This window comes from Cytobacillus luteolus (genome assembly GCF_017873715.1).
Classification (GTDB): Bacteria; Bacillota; Bacilli; order Bacillales; family Bacillaceae_L; genus Bacillus_BV; species Bacillus_BV luteola.
Map to the genome: position 1 here is coordinate 419,769 of NZ_JAGGKM010000004.1, position 24,222 is coordinate 443,990.

General features: G+C 34.6%; 14 protein-coding genes. 1 reads left to right on the top strand and 13 read right to left on the bottom strand.

Annotated features, from left to right (window positions below; all coding sequences use genetic code 11):
- Positions 1 to 86: 86 nt before the first annotated feature.
- From J2Z26_RS14095 to J2Z26_RS14125, 7 genes are all read right to left on the bottom strand, one after another.
- The gene (locus J2Z26_RS14095; RefSeq protein ID WP_193535921.1) at positions 87 to 689 is read right to left on the bottom strand and encodes a TetR/AcrR family transcriptional regulator; all 603 of its coding nucleotides are present in this window, start codon (positions 687 to 689) and stop codon (positions 87 to 89) included.
- 167 nt (positions 690 to 856) lie between these two features.
- Positions 857 to 4,690, bottom strand: a complete 3,834-nt coding sequence (locus J2Z26_RS14100) for a hypothetical protein (RefSeq protein ID WP_193535923.1) — start codon at positions 4,688 to 4,690, stop codon at positions 857 to 859.
- Positions 4,687 to 6,849: a hypothetical protein gene (locus J2Z26_RS14105; protein ID WP_193535925.1), complete on the bottom strand. Its 2,163-nt coding sequence runs from the start codon at positions 6,847 to 6,849 to the stop codon at positions 4,687 to 4,689. Before J2Z26_RS14105 ends, J2Z26_RS14100 begins: the two co-directional genes overlap by 4 nt.
- Positions 6,850 to 6,875: 26 nt before the next feature.
- Positions 6,876 to 10,235 carry a tubulin-like doman-containing protein gene (locus tag J2Z26_RS14110; protein WP_193535926.1) on the bottom strand — a complete coding sequence of 1,120 codons (3,360 nt, stop codon included), beginning with the start codon at positions 10,233 to 10,235 and terminating at the stop codon, positions 6,876 to 6,878.
- A gap of 27 nt (positions 10,236 to 10,262) precedes the next feature.
- Positions 10,263 to 12,506, bottom strand: coding sequence for a vWA domain-containing protein (locus tag J2Z26_RS14115; protein ID WP_193535928.1), 2,244 nt, complete (start codon positions 12,504 to 12,506; stop codon positions 10,263 to 10,265).
- A gap of 176 nt (positions 12,507 to 12,682) precedes the next feature.
- Positions 12,683 to 13,780, bottom strand: coding sequence for a prephenate dehydrogenase (locus J2Z26_RS14120; protein ID WP_193535930.1), 1,098 nt, complete (start codon positions 13,778 to 13,780; stop codon positions 12,683 to 12,685).
- A 123-nt stretch (positions 13,781 to 13,903) separates the two neighbouring features.
- Complete coding sequence (locus tag J2Z26_RS14125; RefSeq protein WP_193535932.1) at positions 13,904 to 15,580, bottom strand: bZIP transcription factor; 1,677 nt, start codon at positions 15,578 to 15,580, stop codon at positions 13,904 to 13,906.
- Between the two features lie 324 nt (positions 15,581 to 15,904).
- Between J2Z26_RS14125 and pssA the strand changes: the two genes are divergently transcribed.
- Positions 15,905 to 16,639 (top strand): CDP-diacylglycerol--serine O-phosphatidyltransferase, encoded by a 735-nt coding sequence (gene pssA, locus J2Z26_RS14130; protein WP_193535934.1) that lies wholly within the window; start codon positions 15,905 to 15,907, stop codon positions 16,637 to 16,639.
- Positions 16,640 to 16,695: 56 nt separating this feature from the next.
- Here pssA and J2Z26_RS14135 read toward each other — a convergent pair whose 3' ends face one another.
- The 6 genes from J2Z26_RS14135 to J2Z26_RS14160 all read right to left on the bottom strand — a co-directional run bounded on the left by J2Z26_RS14135 (position 16,696) and on the right by J2Z26_RS14160 (position 24,050).
- Positions 16,696 to 17,145: an SRPBCC family protein gene (locus tag J2Z26_RS14135; protein WP_193535936.1), complete on the bottom strand. Its 450-nt coding sequence runs from the start codon at positions 17,143 to 17,145 to the stop codon at positions 16,696 to 16,698.
- A gap of 148 nt (positions 17,146 to 17,293) precedes the next feature.
- Entirely contained in the window at positions 17,294 to 18,184 is an 891-nt protein-coding gene (locus J2Z26_RS14140; protein ID WP_193535938.1) for a DUF4097 family beta strand repeat-containing protein, read from the bottom strand.
- On the bottom strand, positions 18,181 to 18,738 hold the full coding sequence (locus tag J2Z26_RS14145) for a DUF1700 domain-containing protein (RefSeq protein WP_193535939.1): 558 nt from the start codon (positions 18,736 to 18,738) through the stop codon (positions 18,181 to 18,183). The genes J2Z26_RS14140 and J2Z26_RS14145 overlap by 4 nt, the downstream gene beginning before the upstream one ends.
- Positions 18,725 to 19,054, bottom strand: coding sequence for a PadR family transcriptional regulator (locus J2Z26_RS14150; RefSeq protein WP_193535941.1), 330 nt, complete (start codon positions 19,052 to 19,054; stop codon positions 18,725 to 18,727). The genes J2Z26_RS14145 and J2Z26_RS14150 overlap by 14 nt, the downstream gene beginning before the upstream one ends.
- Before the next feature lie 194 nt (positions 19,055 to 19,248).
- Positions 19,249 to 22,773 (bottom strand): YhaN family protein, encoded by a 3,525-nt coding sequence (locus J2Z26_RS14155; RefSeq protein WP_193535943.1) that lies wholly within the window; start codon positions 22,771 to 22,773, stop codon positions 19,249 to 19,251.
- Positions 22,773 to 24,050, bottom strand: a complete 1,278-nt coding sequence (locus tag J2Z26_RS14160; RefSeq protein WP_193535945.1) for a metallophosphoesterase family protein — start codon at positions 24,048 to 24,050, stop codon at positions 22,773 to 22,775. Before J2Z26_RS14160 ends, J2Z26_RS14155 begins: the two co-directional genes overlap by 1 nt.
- Positions 24,051 to 24,222 lie beyond the last annotated feature (172 nt).

Sequence of the window (24,222 nt, forward strand, 5' to 3'; positions counted from 1 at the left end):
TTCCTTTTCGCTACAGTCTAAATTTTAACTATGCTTAGGAGCACTTACTTAGTACAAAGAGCCTAATAAATCTATACCGTTTTTAATTACTTAATATATCTTAAGAATGTTGTTTCAAATTCTTTTATTTTCGCTTCAAATATTTCTTTGTCGTCTAGTACCAATGTGTGGATCCAGATGCCATCGTGTAATCCCCAGAACATAGAGGCTGCGTTGTCGATATCTAGGTCTTCTCTGAACTCACGTTTATCTTTGCCTTCTTTTAGGATAGCTTTTGTATTCTCAATAATATGGTTGAATCTATTTACCATTACTTCTTTAATTTCTGGGTTGTCTGCTGAATACATCCAGAATTCAAGATGAACTCTCATTAGTTTCTTTTTGTAGAGATTCATGGGTAGATCCAAATTAATCATATACTTTATTTTTTCAGTAGGACTTGGAATCTCATTTAATTTTTTAGATAATGCCTCCTGGGATTTTTCAGTCTGATATTGCATTAAGTTGATAAAAATTTCTTCCTTACTTTTAAAATAATTATAAAAAGATCCCTTGCTCAACTTGGAGTACGTTACGACATCATCGACAGACGTAGCATAGTAGCCCTTTTTTGAAAAACATTCTAATGCAGAATTTAATAAAGCTACTCTTTTTTCCTCTTTCGCCTCTTCAGAGATTTTAGGAGCCATATCATCCACCCTCTCTATTAATAAAAAACTGACTATAAAGTTTATAATAAATTATAATATAGTGTTACTTAGTTATCAAATAGGTAGCTACAATAGCAAAAAAACACTTATTCTCCAGCGGAATAAGTGTTTTTTTTGCTATCAAACTACGAGAATCTAAAGCCACATTACTCATAAACCGCTTCACCAACAAATAATTCAAATGGTGTAGAAGCAATTGGATGTTCTTCTAGTCTTTCCAGTATTAGTTTGTATCCCTTCCCGTATTCATCGTCTCTAACTTCTATGTTTCGCCCTAGCAAGTCAGCATAAGGAAGTTCGCCTAAACTTTCTAAAAGGTTAATCTCCACCCATGTGGCAAACCCTTCTAGCTCTTCAATAGACAGATCTTCAACATTTAAGTTATCATACTGCCAAATATGGGTTAATTCATGAGCAAGTGTAGCTAGAGTTATCGTCTTCGGTGATCCATTTTCAATAATGACAATCATTTTTTCATTAAACTCTAGTATCGCTTTACCTGTGATTCGTGGATTACCAGGCTGTTTAATGTACGGAATACCACTCATATTATGAATCGTCTCAGTATTTAGTACCCTGAGTTCGATATCATACCTTAAATCAACTTTGTAATTCTCCTTAAATAGCTCTCTTACTTGCTTATATAATGGTTCAACTTCCGTAACCTTATCAATGGCTGTTAGATTGCAGGTATAGCATCTCTCCCGACCATCATCTAATTCGATAAATTGGGCTGCTGGAAATACCTTACCACAGAAGACACAAAATTCTTCACGGGTAGTAATTGGTACCAGTTCATTTTCTACAGTTGTATTATAGTATTCAGCTCTTATTTCACGTAGTTTTTTCTTTGTGAGTAAATTGTCTAGAATGGATAAACAATCCTCTAGCAACAGCTCTGTAGATATTGATTCATACCCAAACTTCAAGTAAGATTGTTCTTTATCACTTTCATAAATAAACCAAAACAAATAATCATTTAAAATATTAAAGATATGCTCCCAATTTTCTCTAATGGCCTCAAGAAGCCCCAAGTGAATTGGTGAATCTTCTATTATATAAATTCTAATACTCTCATCATCTATGGAGTCGTTCATTTCAAAAGTAGATTGCATACTCACTATTTGTTTAAATAAGATATCCTTATTATCATCATTTGCAATGTTAAATGTAGTACATGCCTTTAGAAATTGATGACTTGTTGGAAAAAGAGTAACAAACAACTCATTAAGCAAAATAGAAAGTGTGAATGCAATTTGCTCATGTTTTAATGATTTCTCCTGTCTTGATCGAATTTTAACTAATAATAAACTACCATTTTCATAGCTCCTGACTATTTCCTCTTTTGATTCAGTAAACGAATGATACTTATACGATTTCAAACTACCAGGATGACTTATTTCATGGTACCCACCCGTTGTAATCGAAATATTTGCCTGATACATGTGCATACTCATCTCTAATTGGGCAAATGCTATCTTTTTAAACGAAGTATTCCCTTCATTTTTCATCGATGTAACCGAATAGTGGTTGACTGGAAGATAGTATTCTTGGTCATATATTGATTCAAAAGAAACCTCAACATAGCCTGACTCCATATCGATTTTACGGATTCTATAAGGCTCTCCGTTAAAAGAATGAAGTTGACCTGGTAGGTATTGCTGATAAATATGTCCTTCAAACACCTCTCCTATTGCTTTGCCGTTGTGTCTAACTTCAATAAAACGATACCACTTTGGTAAGATTTGCTCTCTTAATGAGAAGGGTAACCGGTATTGAATTACTTTTATAAAATCCTTCTTTTGGCGGTCAAACTTTACGGTTTCCTTTGATTCTAGATTTGACCAATAGTCTACTTGTTTGCCAAATATTTTTTTTAGTAGAAAATCGATCCCTTCAATTGTTGAACTAAATCCCCTAATATTAGCATCTGATAGATATCTTACTATCAGCTTTTCATCCAAAAAGGTGTGACATAGCCTTTCTAATAAGAAGTAAGCCACACTCCACTGGGTATCTGAAATTCTTGGTGCTAACTGTGAAATCATCCGATGGTTATCCACAAAAAAATCAAACTGTTCTGCCAAGTATTCACGTAAAAGGTAAGGTTCACTGACGACATGGACAAAAGATGCAGTACTCGCAGTGCTGTTCCACTGTTTTAATGTGTTTATCAAATTATAATTACGATCCCTTACCAGCAGAAATGTGAAATTAGAGGTATCCATCGATAGCTTTCCATCATGTACATTAACTAGTTGTTCAAAATGATCGATGGTTTCAAGTGGTAAGCCCTTGGAATACAGTAAGGGCTTTGAATCAAGAATATCTTGAATACCCTCATGAATATGCGTCTTACTTTGATTTAAAAAGTCGACAGGATTAATTCCCGCCCGTAAAGCAGGGATGGCTAGAACGACTTCATTCTCTATTTTACGATGGGATAGCTTCGGTAGTATTTTTTGTTGATACCACTGTTCACCCTCTGTCTTCCAAATAATGTAGTACATTTTTTGACTATGAGGAGAAGTAGTAAGGATGTCTATAGGTTCGCAGTAAAATACATTCCGAATTGTGTGCTCTAGCCCCTCAAACCAATCTGAGAAAATAATATACTGTGGTTTTTTCTTTATTAACTCTAGTACATTTAAATTAAACGTATGAAGGATCATCGAATAATTAGGAATAATACGTTCAGCTTGTAGTAAAATTACTGTTTCTAGTGATTTTGTTTTTTCAAATTGATTAAGGTAATGGAGAAAGCTTTTTTCATTTAATGTATCTGGTGAAACAACTAATAGATCCGGATTTGTATTCTGTTCTAGGGCATCATGAAAGGTACTTATTTTCCATAAATACTTAATACCACTTACCTTAGTTAACCCTTTCCTCAGCCATTCAACAGACTCACTTGCACTTTGTCGACTATGAGCTAAAACAATCATTTTTTTATTTTTAGATAAAAGGTGGTATAGTGCAGGAAAGAAATATGGAGAAAAGTCTTCATATAATGGATCCTCGATAAGAACATCCTTTTCCTCAAGCAAATTTGTTAATACCTTTGTATAGCTCTCATTTATCACAATTTTATCCTTTTTTAAATCATCACAAATGGCATTCACCATTAATTGAATCTCGGGTTTATTTGAAATCGTTTCATAAGAAAAATGATCAACCCTTTTGTGAGAATATTGGTTTTCGTTCATTCTTCCTTTTATAATCACTTGCTCTTTCCATAGTTCAGAGTATTCCTCAAATAAATTTTCAAAGGTTGTTAGTTTAGTAGCGATGGCATCTTTGCCATCAATACTACCTACTGTATACGGAAGCCTTTTCCCATCTAGAAACCAGGCAATTTCCATAATTACGACCAACGATAAAATAGGGTAATAAGGTAAATAGAGAAGTAAATCATAGGAAAATTCATTTGCTATTACTAATCCTAAAAAGAATGCGATAGGGATAATGCTTGCCATTCGAAAATAAATCGAGAAATTAGACCATTCATTTTTTAGAAATATTTTACCTCTTTTTTTTGTATAAAAGATCGAAACAGATTGCTGGTCTCTTAGTTTCCTCTTCCATTTATTCAAAACTTCAACTGGAATAACCAGTAAAAAAACGTTGCCTACCTTTGAAAATATTGTTACCTTATCCCCTGGTCGGTCTGCAGCTAATTGCTGTAAACCTACAACTACTCTCCAGCTACACTTTATGAACAAAAATAGAATCAAAAAGGTTATGTTTAATAGAATAATGTGATAGGTGAAACTACCTGTGAATTGTTGAAAAATTGTTTGCTGTAATTTAGATAGAACCCATCCATCTATAAAAATGAAAACGAAACTGGTCACTAAAGCCAGTAGTGGAAGAGCTGATTGTTTATACCTAAATTCTTTTTTTACGTTCAACAAAAACAATAAATTCAGGAGAATTGTACCTGCTATAATAAACCCTAAAATTACATATAATGAACTCATACTTTATATACCTTATCATCTAGTATTCTAATTTTCTCCAGTTCATCGAAATACATGGATTCATACTGTTCTTTGGCACTCCCTATTAATACATTTATCCCATTTCCACTTTCTTTTAGAGGGCTTTGCTGGCTAAATGGAGTATAAACTGGGTTATGCATAACATCCAATTCTTCTTTAATTTCATAGTTATAGGACTCTGTAGTATTATTTTTAGTTTCAACATTTATCTGCAGGATGCGAAGAAGTCGAATTGTACTTTGAACATATTCTTCTAGCTTTACTTGATGGTAACGAAGTAAAATATTCAATGCTTTTTTCTCCTCTCCCTCTTCATCTACTTTTTGATAATATTTCTTTAGTGAAAAAAGTCTATATAACTGGTTAATATAAGCGTTATATTTGTGCTGTGATTCCTCTTGAATCTGATACATCTCTAGTGCAATTTGTTCAGAATGCTCTTTAAGCTCAAGTAGGGGCTGCATTGATAACCTCCGAGCGTATAGGAAAGGGATCAATAGTAAACCTAAAAGACCAACAGGAAACAACAAATAATAATAGTATTGCTCCCATGTTTTAGTGATCAACCTAGCGTCGATTGTGAATAGAAACGGTAAAACTAAAGTTACATAGATAAATAGAAATGCTATGCCTACCTGTTGTGTAGAGGGAAGGCGTTGTAAGTGATAATGCATCTTACCTTTTGCTTCCTTTGTATAGACTCTCCACCTCTCAAGTGCTTTCGATAATGAAGGTGCAGAGTTAATAACTTTATGCTGCGTTTCACTTATATCACTTTTTAGCTCCTCAAGGTATTCATTAATTTCTATCTTCTCTTCTTCTAAGATAAATTGTTTATTTCTCTTTAATATGGCTAAGTTTCGAATAGCTTCTTTTGATGCCGAAAGCAGTTCTTTTTCACGATTTTCTAGTGTTCTATCTACCTGAAACATTTCATTTTCCAAAGTCTCATAAAATGTTGCCTGATTAAACGGGATACTAGCCTTTTCAAAATCATTTATTGCTTTTATACTTTTAGTGCCAACATAGTTTGTAAAATCCTCTTGTCTTAAACGATTGGTATGAAATTGATTTTCTACAATTAAGCGATCTTCTATCTTTTTCTTCATCGAAACTAAGGAGAAATAATAATTAGATAATAGCTGTTCAAGCCTTTCATCATTTAAGGACACTTGAATGGCACTTGAACTTCCCTTTTCAATCCGTTCAATTAGTTTCGGATGATGAGAAATGGTTAGTAAAAAGTAAGCAAGTTCAATATATCCCTTCAACCTCTCCCGATGAGATCCCATATAAATTTCCTGTCTAACCATCCGAATATCTTCCATTTCACTTACAAGGCCTACATGGTATTTCAAGATGTTTGCAAGCTCCAATGAAGGCTTAAAACTTGTAAGTAGAGGGGTCAAAGGAGGGGTACATAACTTCTTTACCTTTGATGTGAAATCCATCAGAACTGCATTGAGTTGATCAGTCGATAACCAATCGTCACCACCAAGTTCTTTTTGGTCAAGCTGTGATTTTTTTCTTTCAATTAATTCTGTAAGATGAATGATAACACGATCACACTTTGAGGAAAGATCCTTTATAAATTCAAGATTTGGCTTATCCAATATGCCGGCATCTTGAAGACAGACCTTTTCTCCCCACTTTTCATCAAGAGCCTTAATCTCTTCCAACATGAATGTATTACCTTGTGTATGACAATCAGATATTCTATAGCCATGATTATCAAGTTCCCAATACATTTTTAATATTTCTTGTGGAGGAGAGTAGTCTGGATTTCTCTGAATAATGTCAATCATGTGCATAACAACATTCTGAGGGTGAAAGCCTTTTGCCTTAAGTGGCATCAACAAATTCTTTTTCAAGTCAACCAACTGCGTGGCAAATCGATATTGCCTTGACCTCTCGTCATTTGAACTAGTCAAAAAGAATAGCTGCCAATTTAGGACTTTGTGTCTCTCAATATGCTCAATAATTCTATCTACTAATGTTAAAAAGAGAGGTTTAGAGGCCGAAGCCTCCTCCTCCCAAAAAAAGATTAGTTTCTTTCTTTCTTCAAGCTTATAAAATAATGGCTCAATTAAATGCCAGTCCTCATATTTTTTACCAATTCGAATTACGATTGTATGCAAACCACACCATCCCTCATTTTTCACACCTACTGGAGAACTTTATCCTGCCTTAGTGTGTATAATTTATTATTGATATCGTTTAACCATTTGTTATATTCTTCAGATTCAATATGTGTTTGCATCCTTACTAAGGATAAATCCCATAATCGTTTAATAAAATTCGCAGCCTCTCTTTTAGCGGAATCAGGGCGATAAACCTTACTATAGTAATCTACAATTTCATTTAATAAGCATTGTCTTAAACGATCTGCCTTTTCTGTAAGCGCCATATCTGTATAATGATTTTGATCATATGACAGAACAACATCTAGGATATTCACAATACCATCCTTATTCAGTTTGGAGACTTCTAATGAACCCTTAATAAAATCATGGTCTGCTATCTCTCTATTGTTTCTTATTTGTAGCTCCTGTTTTTCTCCAAACCTTTCGAGTATTTCATCATAGATAACAGGATTATGTGGAAGTGCATCATGTAGTAAGTAAATCTCCTCATACACTTTTTCATTTGATTTTAAGATTAATTTCGTTCCTTGATTCCCACTATATTGGAATACTTTACTACCATCCGAGTTAACTAACTGTAACCATCCATTAATCAGACCTACTAATAAAGCACGATCTGTTCGATTTGTCTCTAGCTCTGCTTGTTCTGGATTTAAATCTGGCATGTATGCAGGTAAGTGCCAGCGACGATCTAGGTGAGGTGTAATCGTTCTATTTTCATCTTCATTCAACCGGCTAATTAAACGGTGGTAAGCCTCATAGTAAACACCAGGTCGATTATTTCTATTATTCGAAGCAAACTTTGAGAAGTCACTTACTGACAATCCATAATGTGCTCGATAACAGATAATTTCATTTCTTTTAAAAGCCTCATCTACAATTTGCTTTTCGTTAAACAAACGATTTCTTAATTGCTCAGATAGTTGCTTATCACTTTCAACATGTACTCCCCAAATCTTTATTTCTCTAAAACTGTTAGTCAAAGGAATAAAAGGTTGAGCCAATTCATCTAGACTTTTTATTTTGTGAAAAATATAAGACTCTGGTTCTAATCCTAGCCTAGAAGCTTCAAGTCTAAGTGCTTGTAAAATTGTAATATCAAGCTTGTCATGGTGCTTTGTCATTAATTCATTTCTACAAAATGCTAATACATTATCTCTGTAAAATGTTTCAACTTTTATCTCTTGAAAATATTCTTCTGACCCTCGACTATTTTTTCTTTCAATAAATTGACGATAAAGGCTTAAATAAATTTTACCCGCTATATCGTTTGGCAATAGACCGTTATCGACTGTTTGGCGAATACGCTCCCACGTTTGATCTAACATTTTCTTGTTAGCAAGCACGTAGATTTTAGTTGGATTACTAATGCCTTCAAATTTCGTGGATAATTGATTAATATCAGCCGATAGCGTATCTCTTGTTTCCTTTAAATTGTCAAAGAAGCGTTCCCAATTTGAAAGCATATCTCTTATAGATTGATTGATAGATGAATAAACAACCTCTAACAGCTTTGACACTTTATATTTATTGAGTGTAGTTAGCTGACGACTCGCTTTATGCTGATACTCTTGAATAAAGTCTTTAAAATGACTTCTGAATACACTGGTAATAAATCCTTGCCCCAATGCAAGGTCAACACGGCGAACTGCATCATCCACTTCATCATCATTACGATCAAGGTCATAAATCTCTTCGTAACGGTCAATCTGCTCTTTCATTAATCGATTTTCTTCTTTTAGAGACGAAATGGCCTCTAGTAACTCATTATGAATACTATAAAGTACATACCGGGCTGCAACTGGATGAAGTGGTTGATCCTTTTTTAGCATCCATGTATTCAGTCGAAAAGAGTGTCCTTTTGCACCGTCCGGAGAATGAGAATCTGCATCTATGATTTGATGAACAATGAATTGGCTATATTCATTTATTTTTTTGTTGATCTCAATTGCATAGTCTTCGAGTGCAGCTTCGATTCTACCAACCTCTTTTTTTGCCTGATCTTTGACTTTTAGTGCTCCTTCATCAATGCGACATTCATCTTCATAATCTTCTTTAAGCTCTATATCATCATTAATAACGCCTTTTACATACTCTTCAATTGCATCTATAAATAATTCAGCCTTAGGTGCACCTTTTTTCCCTTTATCTTCTAGTTCGTGTACTTGTAAATCAAGCTGGCGGAAAAATGGATCTGGTTTTTCAGGGTCATTAGCTAGCTTATTAAAGTAGGTAACATAGCGTTTTCTTAACTCGGGCATATCCGAATTAATACCATTTCTTAAGTCGTTCTCATATCGTTTTTTATCTTCAGAATATAATTGGTCTAGTAATAACCATGAATCATCCAGACCATTAATTGACCATTTTAACGCACAGTAATCAACAATGTCCTCATAAGGATAAGTAAGGGATGCAACCCCAGCCCCACAATATCTAGCGGTACCATAGGATTCTACAAGCCCTCTAATTTGGTTATCTTCTTGAGAAAAGCTTTTAGCTGATATTGGACTAAATAACTGAAGGTAGATGGAACGAGAAACTTGATCTAGGTATTCTGAAACATTCGTTAAATGCTGACCCTTTGTATTTTCATAGTCGTATAGAAAGCAAAAATCATAAGGTAAGTGCTTGTTCGTAATAGCATGTGTTGTTCGACCTTCTAAATCAACTTGATTGGGCCTGTATTCAAGCTCAATCGTCACGTTTTGCTTACTATATCCTGAAGCACTTAATGTTATTGCATTTAACTCTTTTAAACTTGCATACCCATTCGCTTGAACTGCCTCCCATTCGGTTCGATCCAATGTATTACTTCGAACAAAAATATCCGGTAATAAGAAGGCTCCTCGGAGGAGAACACTATCGGTGCCTAGTTTTCTTTCTAACATCTCCCGTAAATAAAGGGCAATTTGCAAGAAGATTCCTGAACCTGTTCCCCCTACCAATGAACTAATAATAATAACCCTTACTCCATATTTGTTTGCATCACTATCCACAGGAAAGATGCTTTCTATTCCATCCCACATTGCATTTAGCTTTCCTTCTGCCATACTTGAACGAAAAGCTAGGCGTGAAACAGCTCTTACTTGACCTGCCCCATCAGTCATTGTCTTTCTTTTTAAATGAGCATTATTTGGAAACCATTGCAATAAATCTTCATTCGATAATAAATACTCTCCAACTGAATGCTTTGAGCTTGTTTGTGTTACATGGTTTTTTAGGTGCTCTAATTGAGTAATACTATTTACATCTGTATCAAAGGCATGTACTGCGATACGCCCTCGACTCTCTTTTGGGATGCTTCCATAGACCATATCTACAATCTGATTTCCAATCCCACCTAATCCAATTAATATCGTGGGTACATTAAAAGTCATTCTTTTTCCCCCTTTTTTACTTCAGCCTCACATATGCGATTTAAAGATATAGGCAATATTCCGATTCCCTCTCTCTATTTTTATTTCATCATTATTAAAAATCAGAATGTCTTCCATATTACTTCGCTCTAGTAGTTTTTCTTGACGAACAATCATATTTTCGTCCTGACATTCTTTTGTAAGTAATACTCGGTCTTTTTTAGAATGGGCTTTAAACGTCAAATCATTAATCGTTTTCTTCTCAGCAACAAATGGTATCAGCCAACGTTTGAACCAGCTCCCGTAAAAATGCTCAGTGTTTCCTTTTTTGTCTCGTATTTTGTCCCGTCTTTTACTTTGTTTGTATTCTATAGCGATTCTGTTGTAATCAAATCTTGGCTTAACAATAATACCGAAGATATAGATTGCTAGCAGAAGGAGAATAAGTCCTATTAGTAAAAAAGCTCCATACTTTTCTAGCCAGTGAATGTCCTTTACGTGTATCGAAAAGGTAGATTCCGCCATTTCCCCGGGATACTTCCCTATAAGGCTCACCCCAAAGGGTATATCTCCGACAGAAGTTCGAAATACTGGCCACTTGTCATGAAAATTTACTAGTATTTGATTACCTTGCTGTCTAACACTAAAATCAAGGTCATTTGGTAGGTTAATTGTAACTGAGTGAAAAATTTCTGTTAGTTCTTGTTCCGACATTTCTTTCCCGTTTACATAGGGTGTAATTTTAAAAGATTCAGCTTTATCTAACTCTCCAAGACGAGCCTCCCAATCCTTTGAACTAGCTACAAGTTCCATTGATCTGATTGGATATCCCTTAAGAGAAGTTTCTTTCTCCTTCTGATAAAAGCCTTTGATAATAACTTTCACATTTACCGGAATTGACTCTTTTTCAACTAAGGTAAAATTTCCAATAAATTTATTTAGTTCGTTATCATACGTTAATGGCACTTGTTTGTCATCGATCATTGCAACAACTTCAAAAAGGTTTCCTACCTTTAACTCACGGAGATTAATTTCAGTTGGATCACTCTCACCTTTTATAAGAGTTACTCCTATCTGCATATCGCTTCCAGCAAAAAAAGCAGATGAATCGTCTGTTAAACTACCATCCTCATTCCTTTTTTTGAAATCTATACTAAAGTCAATTGCTGGTTCCGCAAGAATTTGCATATTCTTAACCTGTTCATCTGTCAGTGGTTCATTAAAAACGATTTTGTAGGTTCCTTCTGGTATAATTGAATTGTTAACTTCATTTTTGAAATGAGTTAGTGTCCCCCTAATTGGTGGATTTAATTGAAATGGATCATGTGGTGTAGCTATTGTATAGGGCCCTTCGATTCCTTCCTCTACTGATTGGTTATTTATGATAAATTCTTTCATTGAAAAGGATGCTTTCTCATCTGTCGTTTGTTCCATTATGGTAATTCTCCTAAGTGGGAAAGGAGATTGTAACGTTAACTGATTTAACTCTACCACTGGATTTAATTGAAAAAGCTGTTCATCACCTGAGTCACGATTTGTCATAAGTGCAGCAACCTCGTTTATTCGATGGATAATGTCAAGCTGTCCATCACTTTCTAAAACCACTCCCCCTGTACTTTCAACCCATTCTCGTTTAAAGTCAGCCATCATTAACTCTTCATCAGGCTTTAAATAAGATTCAATCGGAATGAGGGCGGTTTGGAGAGTTGCACCTTTTTCTTCCATTTTTGTTTTTAATTGTTTTAATTCATTAAACAGTCTCTGCTTGCTTTGATTAATATTTTGCTTAGTTAAATTTGAATCTAAGTAGTTTAATTCGTTGAAAATCCCATCAGTTAAAACAATTAACCAAAAATCTGCTCGAGGCTCTGCCTCCATACCTTTTTCTAGCTGGTCTATCGCTGTATGGATAGAGATAAGGGGTGTATTACTTTTACCTTCCCATGATCTTACATGTTCAACCTCTCTCTGCCTTAGACGTTGATCCAGTTCAATAGATTCTGCAAAATGGGAGTGGCTCATATAAACAACATCTAGTTTATCTTGGCTATCGAGCATGGCCATAAAGCTTTGGAGAGCATAATTTCCATACTTCCAATTATCAATTGGATACTCTTGTCCTTTCTGGTCGGACTGTACCCACATGCTCCCAGAATCATCGTAAACAAGGGCTACAATTTTATTCTTTGGAATACGCGGATCTGTATCTGCCTTGCTCTGAAAGGGAGAAAGCAAGACCAATGCCATTATTAATATAAAAACAAATCCATATCGCATTTTTCGTTTTCCCATATATTAGACTCCTCGCAAATGAAATATTGCATGTGGACTGGTAATCATTACTATAATATGCAAATTAACAGGCTCGTCATGACCTCTAATTAAAAATAACCTTTCCTTTTTGGAATTTTTCTCATAAAAAAACCTTTGGACTTCTATATTACGAAGACCAAAGGTTTTATTTTGCACTATTGCAGAATGTAAGTTTCATAGATTGGTGATATTAACTTATTTGCTCGGACACGATCATTTTCATTTCTGAAGCTCACGCGTAATACCCCATAAATATCTTCCCGACTTTCAATTATCTCAATATTTGTTATGTTAATTTCGTTTTTTGCCAAGATGTTTGTAATTTCTGCAAGCACCCCCGGGCTATCAGGAATGTCAATGAATAAGTCAAAGTAAGTGGCAAGTGCCCTTCCTTTACGAGTAGAAAATTCATCACGGAATTCTTTAGCATGCTCAAAAAAGTGATAGATTTCATCTCTAGAAGAATTTCGAATACTTTCTTGTATTCTATTCATCTGATCCATCCAAACTTCAAACTGTTGCAAAATACCTTCTCGGTTGTGTAATAAAATATCGCTCCACATTTTCGGATTAGATGATGCGATTCTAGTAATATCCTTAAAACCACCAGCAGCCAAATCTTGAATAATTGGTGTTTCTTGATGGTAAATTTCAGCATGTTCGACAAGGCTTGATGCAATAATATGTGGAAAGTGAGAAACTACTCCGGCTACATGATCATGCTCCTCTGCATTCATTTTTACAATTGTTGATCTAGTACAAGCTAGCCACTTCTCTAGAGTTGAAATTGCTGATTCGGATGTGTGAGGTGTCGGAGTTAGTACATAAAAAGCATTTTCAAATAAATCTTTTTTTGCTGCTTCCACCCCGCTCTTATGTGAGCCTGCCATAGGATGTCCACCTATAAAATCAACATAATCTGGTAGTACATTACAAGCCTCATCTACAATGACTTTTTTTGTACTTCCAACATCTGTTATTATTACTCCGCTTTTCAATTTTAATTTTGCTAGTTCACGTAAAACGGCTATTGTCTCCGTGACAGGAACCGCAATTATAATAAGATCTGCAGCTTGTGCTTCATCTTCTATAGTCATTACGCAATCGTCAATTACATTCAGGGATTTAGCAAGCCTTACTCGATCTTGGTTTAGATCATAGCCCATTAATTTACATTTATGCTCATCCTTTATAGATAAAGCGATTGACCCTCCAATTAAGCCTAGACCAATCACTAATACATTGCCTTCCATGAATACCGACTCCTCACTTTACCGCTTTTAACTATTAAAGCATTTTCCTGTTAAATTTACAAGAAATTAGTTGAATGGCAGAATTCAAATCAAATGGTGTCAGTAACTCCTGACACCATTGTTTTATTTGTATTCGTTTTTATAGAGAATTCTCGATCCTATAATACCGAGTATTCCAAGTCCTATGAATAAGACAGCCCTTATAAAGATCGAAACATAGGTTAAGTCGACGAAAAACAGTTTAGCTAAAGTAATGAATAACAGAATTAACCCAAAAACTCTTAATGGTTTATAGTTCTTGATTGAACCTAGAATTACTCCAATAAATGCATAAATTCCCCAAGAAGATGATACAGCCATATATTTAATATTAAGTGTAAATTCATGTGTTAAAGCTTGTACAGTATGTGTAATAAATGGGAGCAATAACACCATAAAAACAATATGAATAATCTGCCTTACTTTCGTAATCTCATTCTCCTTGATTACTTCTACTGAAGGTAACAACCTTACTACTACAATCAAGGTTCCGAGTAATACTACCCAGTTTAGAAAATCAATGGAGGCAATTGAATAAAAATCAGTGCTAATTATAACCAATCCACTTAACACATAAATGCTTGCACCAACAGCTTGTTGAAGTTTCGACGATGCAAGTATTCCTATATAGATTGATAATAATCCTTGAAGAACAATTAACCCCATGATATTTTCTTCATCAAACTTACTTATTAAAAATAATAACAAAGCTAATGTTGATATTGAAAGGGTTATAGGAATCCTTGTTGTATCTTTATTCCAGGAAATGATTGATAAAAAAGAGTACAATGCAAAGGTTAAGAGTACAATCATTTCATACTGAGTCTCAGGAAAGGATAAACCGACCCAAGACATTGTCAATATAAAGCTGGTGTACAATACACCCATTTGGTATTTCATAAAGTCCTTTTTTAAAAAGAAAGTAGCTACCAATAATCCATGTTGAATTAGTACAGCTATCCCAAATGTTTTTTCCTGTCCAGATCCAGTAATCGCTATTGAAGCTAATAAGGTGATATGTAACATTACAAAAGAAACAAGGTAAAGAATTTTGAACTGCTTTTTTAAAGCAAATAACAGTAATATACAGTAGAATATGGTTTCAAAGATCACTAAATTTAGTATATTCGGATCATTATTTTTAAGTAAGAAGGGAATGAGATAACCTCCAATACCTGTGAGTACGGCAAGCGGCTGTGATTTAAAAAGATGTGAGAAGTATATTCCCATCCCAATCCAAATTAAATTTAATACTAGTGCCACGAGCAAAGGGACCATATTATATAGAACATGCATCGCAAAAGTAACGATTAACAAAAGGATGGTACTTCCTCCAAATAAAACCTGTCCTAACGCAACTCTGTTACTCCTTATTTGTCGCCCACCTATGTATAATAAGATTACAGCAGACAGATAGCCAATGGTTATTTTAACGGAATTATTTAAATAGCCATAATCTGATGCCGCCTTAAACGCCCAAATAACACCTAATAATAGTACAAATATAAAAATTCTTGGTAACCAAATTTGACCAATCTGTCGTTCCCAATCAATCGGTTCTCTTTCTTCTCTTACTATACCTTTTGATTTAATATCTTTCTGATAGTTAGTTATATCAGGGGTAGGTTCGGTTATTCTGTCAGTTTGGCTTTCCTTCTCTTCCCTTTTCAACTCCAAGATCATCACTTTAAGATCACGAGCTTCCCTTTGAAGTGCATCAACTTTCTTCTCAAGCTCTTCAATCGTTTTTTTTTGAGACAATTTAATACCTCCCAATGGTATAAAGTATCTACGAGCAATTGTATATTTAATTCAATGTTTTCATATCTTGAATAGTCTTATATGTGTTCGTAAAATATAAGAATTATGATTAGACTTGTATTCTGAGGGTAATATCCATATATTAGCATAATTCCTATTGAGAATACCTCAAACTTTTGCAAATAAACTAAAAGAGAAATAAAATGCGCTTATTAGAAAGGCCCAACAGTAAAAGGAAAGCTGAATTTAAAATAATTGGAGTCATGTGCTATTTCGTTTAAAAATGTGATATATTTAGTTCAAGAGATATAAGGATGTGTGCGTATGTCAAAAAGATATATACCAAATGCATTAACATTTGGTAATTTATTTTGTGGTTTTCTTTCCTTAGGTTATATTATTAATCAAGACATTCGAAATGCCACGATATTAATTTTTATCGCAATGATGTTAGACGCTCTTGACGGAAGAGCTGCTCGAATACTTGGTGTTTCCAATGATTTTGGAAAGGAATTGGATTCATTAGCTGATATAGTGTCATTTGGTATCGCTCCTGCCTTTTTAGCCATTTATACATATTTTGTTGATTATGGAATGGCAGGGATGGTTATTGCTGGGGTGTTTCCACTTTTCGGTGCCTATCGACTAGCTAGATTTAATTTAACATCAACCAATGAGCCCTCAAAATATTTTAGAGGTATACCTATTACATTTGCTGGTGGATTAGTTGCTTTTCTTGTTCTGTTTTATAAAGTGATACCAGTACCAATATTTGCGGTAATTTATTTTGTACTAGGAATTTTAATGGCAAGCTCGTTTAAAATCCCTAGTTTTAAGGATATTCCTTTACCAAAATATAGTTTCTTAGTTACAATATTTCTCTTGTATATGACTTACCTTATTACGAAATCAAAAAATGTGCCTATTTTCTTTTATGTCGCTTTAGGAACTTACATCTTATTTATCCTTCTTCGCTTTGTAAAAGAAAAAGAAATAAAGTTTCCTAAGCGTAGGTTCAAATTACCGAATAGAAAGTTTAGACTAAGGAAAAGAAAATAAAAAGTAGGGCCTAAAACACAATGCTTTTATGCATTTGAGTTTTAGGCCCTTTTCATTTATGAGTGCTGAAATAAACTTTGTACGTTTTCCGCAAATTCACCCGCTGATTTTGAAAGTGAACCCTTCATAAGTTTAGATCCCATTGTTGCTAGTTTTCCTGATACCTGTATATCCATCTCATAATCCACCATAGTAGCACCAGGCTCAGCATCTGAAAGGTGAACAGTCATTGTATTTTGAAAGAGTCCTACCATTGCAAGTGGCTTTCCCGTCATCTCTACTGTAAGCTGCTCCTTCTCAATCGCATTTTTTAGCTCCCCCGTTGCCTGAAACTTTAATTTCATTAACTGTGCCTTTAATTCCACAACTGCATCATATCTTGTTGGGGACACCACTTTTATCTCTTTACATCCTGGTACACATGTAGCCAACTTTTCAGGATTCATAAATACTTCCCAAACATCATTTCTATTCGCATTAATTAGAAACTGCTTTTTCACAATCATATTTTCCACCACCATGTATGTATTTTCTTAGATGTAGCTTGTTACATGTGTATTCAATGAATTTAAGCTTCATGCCTCTTTCTGACTTTGATACCGGGATTCAATACTCTCTTTCACTGTTCTCGGACCGTTCGAATCTTTTTCTCTTTTAATTTAACGTAAAGTCTCCAGAAGTTGTTCTAACCTTCAATTCATAACTTGCTTTGCCGATTTGGCCGACAACTCTATCCTCTGATTTTTCACTAAAACTGAAACCTTCTACATTTACAATTCCTTCTCCTGAAGACCCTTTAAAATCTAAAGAGATTGCATTTGGTTTACTTTTAAAACGTACATCTACATCACCACTTGTAGCAGTAAAATCCATATTCCCACTCACTTCTTCATTCTCTAAGCTTATTCTGCCTGAAGTCGTATTAACTCTTATATCTCCTGTTAAATCCTCTATTATCACATCTCCACTAGAAGTAGCAAGATTGAAGAGGTCAGCCTTAGAATTCATCAATTTTATATCACCACTTGATGTTTCTAGTACAAGTTCTTCAGTAGTAATATTTTCAAACGTAACATCCCCTGAACTTACATTCGTCCTCACTTCACCCAATTGGAGATCCTTCATTTCAACATCAGCTGATGATGCCTCAATAAGAATAGATTGATAGATTTTTTCAGGCAGTTTCACTGTTAAGTCTAGATCTACCCTTGTAACCCCTACATAGAACATAACATCTAGTTTGTCTAAAGAAACTTCTAACCTGTCTCCTTTTTCAACCACTATGAGCTCATATTGGTCTTTAATCTTCTTGCTTACACTCCCACTTAGTTCTACAATAATTTCATCACCACTAATTGGTTCTAACTGTAAATCTGTTGATGATAACTTAACGGTAATTGTCTCAACTGAACTTGCCTTTACTGTTTTCTCTTCATATACTTCAACTGTGTTGACCGAAAATACATCAGAAAAACTAGCAGTTGCTACAGATCCAACTAAACCAACAATTAATAGTACTAACGCACCCAGTACAACCTTTTTCATGCTGCTTTTCCTCCCTTTATTACGCGAATATTAAATTTGATGTAACGTAAAATTAAATTATAGAAATATCTACCAACATAGATCATACCTACACTTAATAAGATACCTAAACTACAAAGTATTAACGATACAAAAAATGTAAATGGTAATCTCTCAAATCCATTAAAGAAAATTGAAGGAAAGATAGCTAACGGTGATAATGTAAAGGCAATTGCAGTTAAGCACAGTCCAACATATACTCCAAATACTCCTATAACTGGCCCAAGGATAAATACTAGATTAAAGAAACTAAGACTAATAGCTGCGACAATTGCATTAAACATATTAGGTATCGACTTATCATTTTCAGCTTTTGTTACACGATAATCGGCTAATAAATCTCTAGCGATCAAACTAGGATCACCTAGTTCCAAAATTAAATCATCTTCACTTCTTCCCTCAGCCAAACCTATTGAAAAATGTTCTTCATAGTCATATAGCATTTCTCTTCGATCGTGCTCTGGTACCTTCTCTAAATGCCTATTAAGCTCATTAATAAACCTATTCTTCTCCATGTTGCTGACCCTCCTCAATAAATTCATTTACAGCACCTGCAAATTGTCGCCATTCCTCAACTAATAATTTCATATAGCCCTTTCCTTTATCCGTTAAAGCATAATATTTCCTTGGAGGTCCTTCAGACGATTCAGCTAAATAAGTAGAAACATACTCATCCTTTGTTAATCTTCGCAATAATGGATATAAGGTTCCTTCTGCCACTTCAATTTTATTTGATATATTTTGGGCCAATTCATAACCATACTGGTCTCTTTTAGAAATTAGAATCAACACACATAACTCCAAGGCTCCTTTTTTAAATTGGACATTCAAATTTACTCCCCCTACAAAACATTGTTCAGTACTAATCATTATTTAATAGTAATCCAAATTTAACCACTAAATTTCCATAAATTACATATTACAATACACTAGTGAATAATGCAAGGTACTGATTAATAATTTTTCCAAAAAAATACAAAAAGACGAAACCTTCAAGATGGTTTCGTCTTTTTGTTATAACTTAATTAAGCTGTTACTGTTTCTTTACTATTAATTTCTTTTAATTGATATTCTGAATCGAGTGTAATTTCATTCATAATTTCAACTAGTCTAGAATGGTGAGTGAAGAAGATAATTTGGGTATGATTTGAAAGTTCTAATAAGATTTTTAAAGTTTCTTTAGCACGAATATCATCAAAGTGGACAAGAATATCATCCAAAATAAAAGGCATCGGTTCATTTTCTGATGCATATTTTTCAATACTAGCAATGCGAAGTGCCAAGTAGAGTTGATCTGTTGAACCATCACTCATACCCTCAACCGGTACTTTGTCTCCATTGGATCTAACACCCATTAGTACAGGCTGGTCCTTCTCGTCATAATCAACTTGTAAACCACTAAACGATTGTAATGTTAATCTTGCAAACAGCTCACTAGCCCTACTTAAAATAGGATCTTGATTTTGATTTCTATAGTGCTCTATACCCCTCTGTAACAGTATAGACGCCAGCTTTAAATTAACGTATTGATCTGTAACATTAGCAAGTTTAGTAAGCAAACTTGTTTTATTTTGTTCTGCAGTAACTGAAGATGTACTATTTCCTTGGACTTTTTCTTCATACTCTTTTTTTACAACACCATAGTTCTGTTCCATTTGAGAGCGTAATGGTTCGATTTCCTCTAGCTTCTGCATAATTTCCTCGATTTGGATTCCTAGCTGATCATGATTTGCTTCTTTGGACTCTTCCAAAACGTCATGTAGTGATAAACCGTTCCCATTTAGCAGAAGCTCCTCCTCAATAGCTCGAATATCCTTCATGTAATTCTCCTTTAACAGAAACCTTTTTTCAAGATTTTCGAGCTCGTGAATTTCCTGACAATCTGCCGTACGCAGTAACCCACTTATTACTGAAGTCGCATTTTCTATTTCTTCTTCAGCATTTCTAATAATATCACGAAGCTTCTTTAATTGTTTTTCTAGGTTTGTCAGTTCATTACGATCAGTCTGAGCTTTTTGAAGTGCTGCATATAAATGGTTAACAATAAGATCGGTATTCTCAAGTTCCATTTTAAAATCAACCAAATGTAAAAGAGAGGATACACTATTCTCAAATTGTGAGATTTGTATCTTAACAGCTTTTAGGTCCTTTTCAACCCTCTTAAACTCTTCATAAGTCTTAGAGCAATCTTCATATTTACTAAGTAGGCTTTCAGCAACTTTTACAGAGATATTAGATGAAATATTAGTATTTAGGATAACCTCTTCCCAATCTTTGTTCCAATAGCTTATTTTTCTTTTTGTATCATTTACTTTCTGTTCATTCGTATTCAGCCTTCGGTTTATCTCAGATATCCCTTCTACTAGCCTATTTCTTTTGGCTTCAACTTCTAAAATACTCTTATACTGTCTTTCTGCAATACTAAGTATTTCATTTAGGGATTTTTCCGAAGATACTTTAGTAAACATAGATAGGGATACCTTTAAGGTAGTTCTTAATTGCTCTTTCTTACTTTCTAGCTCTCTGATTGACTTTTTGACTTTCTCATTTTCTTTCACAAGCACTTTAATAAATTCAAACTTACTTATCCATTCCTTCATTTCTGCAGGGGTTAAAGGTGTAATGGTTGTAGGCTTCCAAAGTTCTCTCCAAGCAGTTTCCCATACTATCATTTCATCATGGAGTCTTTTCTCTTCAAGTTCTATTTCTTGGACCTTCTTTTTACAACTATCAATATCTGATAATCTCTTATTCTTTTCTCCGACCTTTGCTGCTTCAAACCTCATTTTATCCGCTATACTATCTGCATTTTTCATACTCTTTTCAAACGCACTTTCATTTGACTCTTCCCAAAACGACATTTGTGCTGAGGTATGCGTGTTCCAATTTTTAAGCTTGCTACTAATTGACTGCCATTCCTGGTCCCGATGAGTTCGAGCTTTGATTAACGTTTCTTCTGAAGGAATTTCTGCCAATGCTTCTAGCTCTCTGATTTTTTCTTCATGTTCTTCAATCAGTTCTTTCTGTGTTGAAAGTTGGTTCTTAACTTTATCCAGCATTTTAGTTAATCGTGTTTGTTCCTGCTCGTACTTATTTATCGTTTCCGTTAGGATAGCTACTTCAAGATTCATTAACTCCTGATAACTACCACGCCATTGCGGTAACAATTTAATTTCTTCCTCAATTTGTAGTTCTTTTTGGCTATAATCTGAAATTAATTGAGTAATAACTTCTTCGATATCTCCAGTACGTTTTACTTGATCAATCACATCTTCCAGTTCCTCCGTATTTAGCAATTGCGGAAGAGAGTCTAATTCCTTTCTTTTGTTTATCAATTCTTCTTCAATCTCACCTCGCTCTTTGGTGTATTCCTGAAGCGCTTGATCCAGTAGCGGCTTTTCTTTACACAGCTCACGAATTGTTTCTTTTTTTTCTGAAGTAATACGAAATTTATCAATAGATTCTAATTCAGCATTCGAAGGGTCTATCTCCTTCATTACAGCTAGTACTCTCTCCTTAAGAATTCCTATTTCACCTTCTAGTCTAGGAACCTGATTTACCTGATTTTGATAGGACTGCACTTCACGGTAGAGAGAATTGATACTTGCTGCTTGCTCCAATATACCAATGGGAATAGTGATTTTTTCCATTTCTAACTGAAGATCTCGTTGTTCATTTTCAGCCTTCTTTTTATCTAGGCTCGCTAAATCTAGCTTTTGCTGACTCTCTTTTCGTAACTCAGTGGAGTTTTCTGGCATAGTTGGTAATTCGCCAAGTTCTTCTAGCTTTTGTCGTAAATCTTCTCGCTTGGCGATTTTTGGGAGTGTTAATTTCAAGCGTTGTAACTTGTCTTGTTTACCACGTAGTTCTCTAACCTCTTTACTAATGGTGTCAATCTGCTTTTTACCATCTGTGTATCTTCTTTCAAGATCTTTCCATGCCTGTACTTTTAGTTGATACTCCGAAATTTGTTTTTTTAGTTCTTTTTCTTCTTTTAAGAGTTTATTAATTTCAGGGGTTGAACCACGTTTTTTGTATAACTCACCCGACTTTTTGTCTAGGTCTTCAAAAACCTTTCGGAGTATGTTAATTCCTGATGCAGCTGAAAATAAGCTTTCACCTAGGTTTCCACCACTTTGCAATAAGCTCTCTCCGCCTTCACGAAGACGCACATGATCAAGAGCAAACATATTTAAGAAATGCTCTTCACTGATTCCTTGTAAAAAATGGTCGACCACATTTTCATCCAAAGAAGCACCATCAACATCAAGAATTGTATTTTTGTTTCCTTTTCTACGAATAAATTGTAAGCTTTCACCCGTTGATTTTTTTAATTGTCCTTCGATTCGAAGCTTTGTATTACTATGGAGAAATGAGTCATTCGTTTGCTGTGGAAATCCATAGAGAAAGTGGGTTATTGATCTTAGTGTAGTACTTTTACCTGCTTCATTCGGTCCATATATCAAGTGGAAGTTTTTCATTTGATCAAATAGAAGTTCATAGTCAGTGAAATGACCAAATGCTCGTAAATTCAAGTAATCAAATCTCATCACACTTCCACTCCTGTCTTTGTTAAATAGTAAAGAATTAAATCTTCAACATCTTCGATTCTCTTTTTAATACTGTCACTATCATTAAAATTCAGGCCTTCTTCACTATTTCGTAGTTCATATGGAAGTGTCTGCCCGATATCCTGAAATTCCGACAGCAAATCGTCTAACATGCTTTCATTGTTTCTGGCTTCTTTAATAAATTCTAAAATAACTGCTAAAGGTGTATTCTGTTCCTTAAGTTCATCAATATTTACTGATCTTGTTGTTTCAACTTTTACTTTTTCAACCCATATATCACCTAAACCTACATCCAAAGCGATCGAACGTAGATTATTTATTACATGTTCCTTTGATATTAGTAACTCTTGATGAATTTTACTACTTCCATAAATCCTGAATCTAATAGCAAGGAACCTTCCATCAACTTGTTGATACTTTATCTCTAATAACTCGCGTGCCGCATTCATTAATTCATCTATACTCTCAACTTCACTTGCATCTACCTCACAAAGCTCCCAACGCAATACATCAAGTGATATGTGATCTACCGAATCGACCATGCCTTCTTCAACTTTTACAATGGAGCAACCTTTATCTCCTGTTTCTTTAATATGTCTCCCTTGAATATTACCTGGAAATAGGATTACCGGGTCTTTTTCATGCAGCAGTTCTCTTAAATGAATATGCCCAAGAGCCCAATAATCATAGCCTAGCCCCTTCATATCCTCCACTGAACAAGGGGCGTATGTTTCATGACCTTCGCTTCCCGTAGCACTCGTGTGTAGAATTCCGATATTTAAATAACCCTCATGTCGTCTAGGGTAATTTTTCACTAGATTTTCTTCAACAGCACGAGAAGCAAAGCCTTGTCCATGGATAGCAATCCTAAGATCGTCATCAATATATGATTCTGCTTCTTTTACAGAAAATTCAAGAACGTTATCTGGAAGCTTTAATTCCCTAGTGATGAGACTTGCTGCATCATGATTGCCACGAATAAGATACACTTTAATATTTTCCTTCTGTAAACGTACCATTTGGTTAGCAAAGAATAATCCTGTGTTATAGTCCTTCCAATCACCGTCATATAAATCACCAGCGATAATAATAAAGGACACTTCGTTATTGATTGCTGTATCTATTAAATTTTTAAATGCCTCTCGAGTGGCACTTCTTATTTTATCAACAGGAGCCCCTTCATACTGTTCAAGCCCTGTTAACGGACTATCTAAATGTATATCAGCTGCATGAATAAACGAAAATGATAAACTCAAGCAAATTCCTCCTATTATTACTACCTAACAAAGCGATGTTAGCTTATTTTTCTGGAAAATCGATTCCATTTAATCTATATCTATTCTATCTCTTTTTCTATGAATCAATCAAGTTTGCTATGAGCATACTTGTTGATTTATAAGGGTTTCTAGTTATCTAGTAGTTTATGGA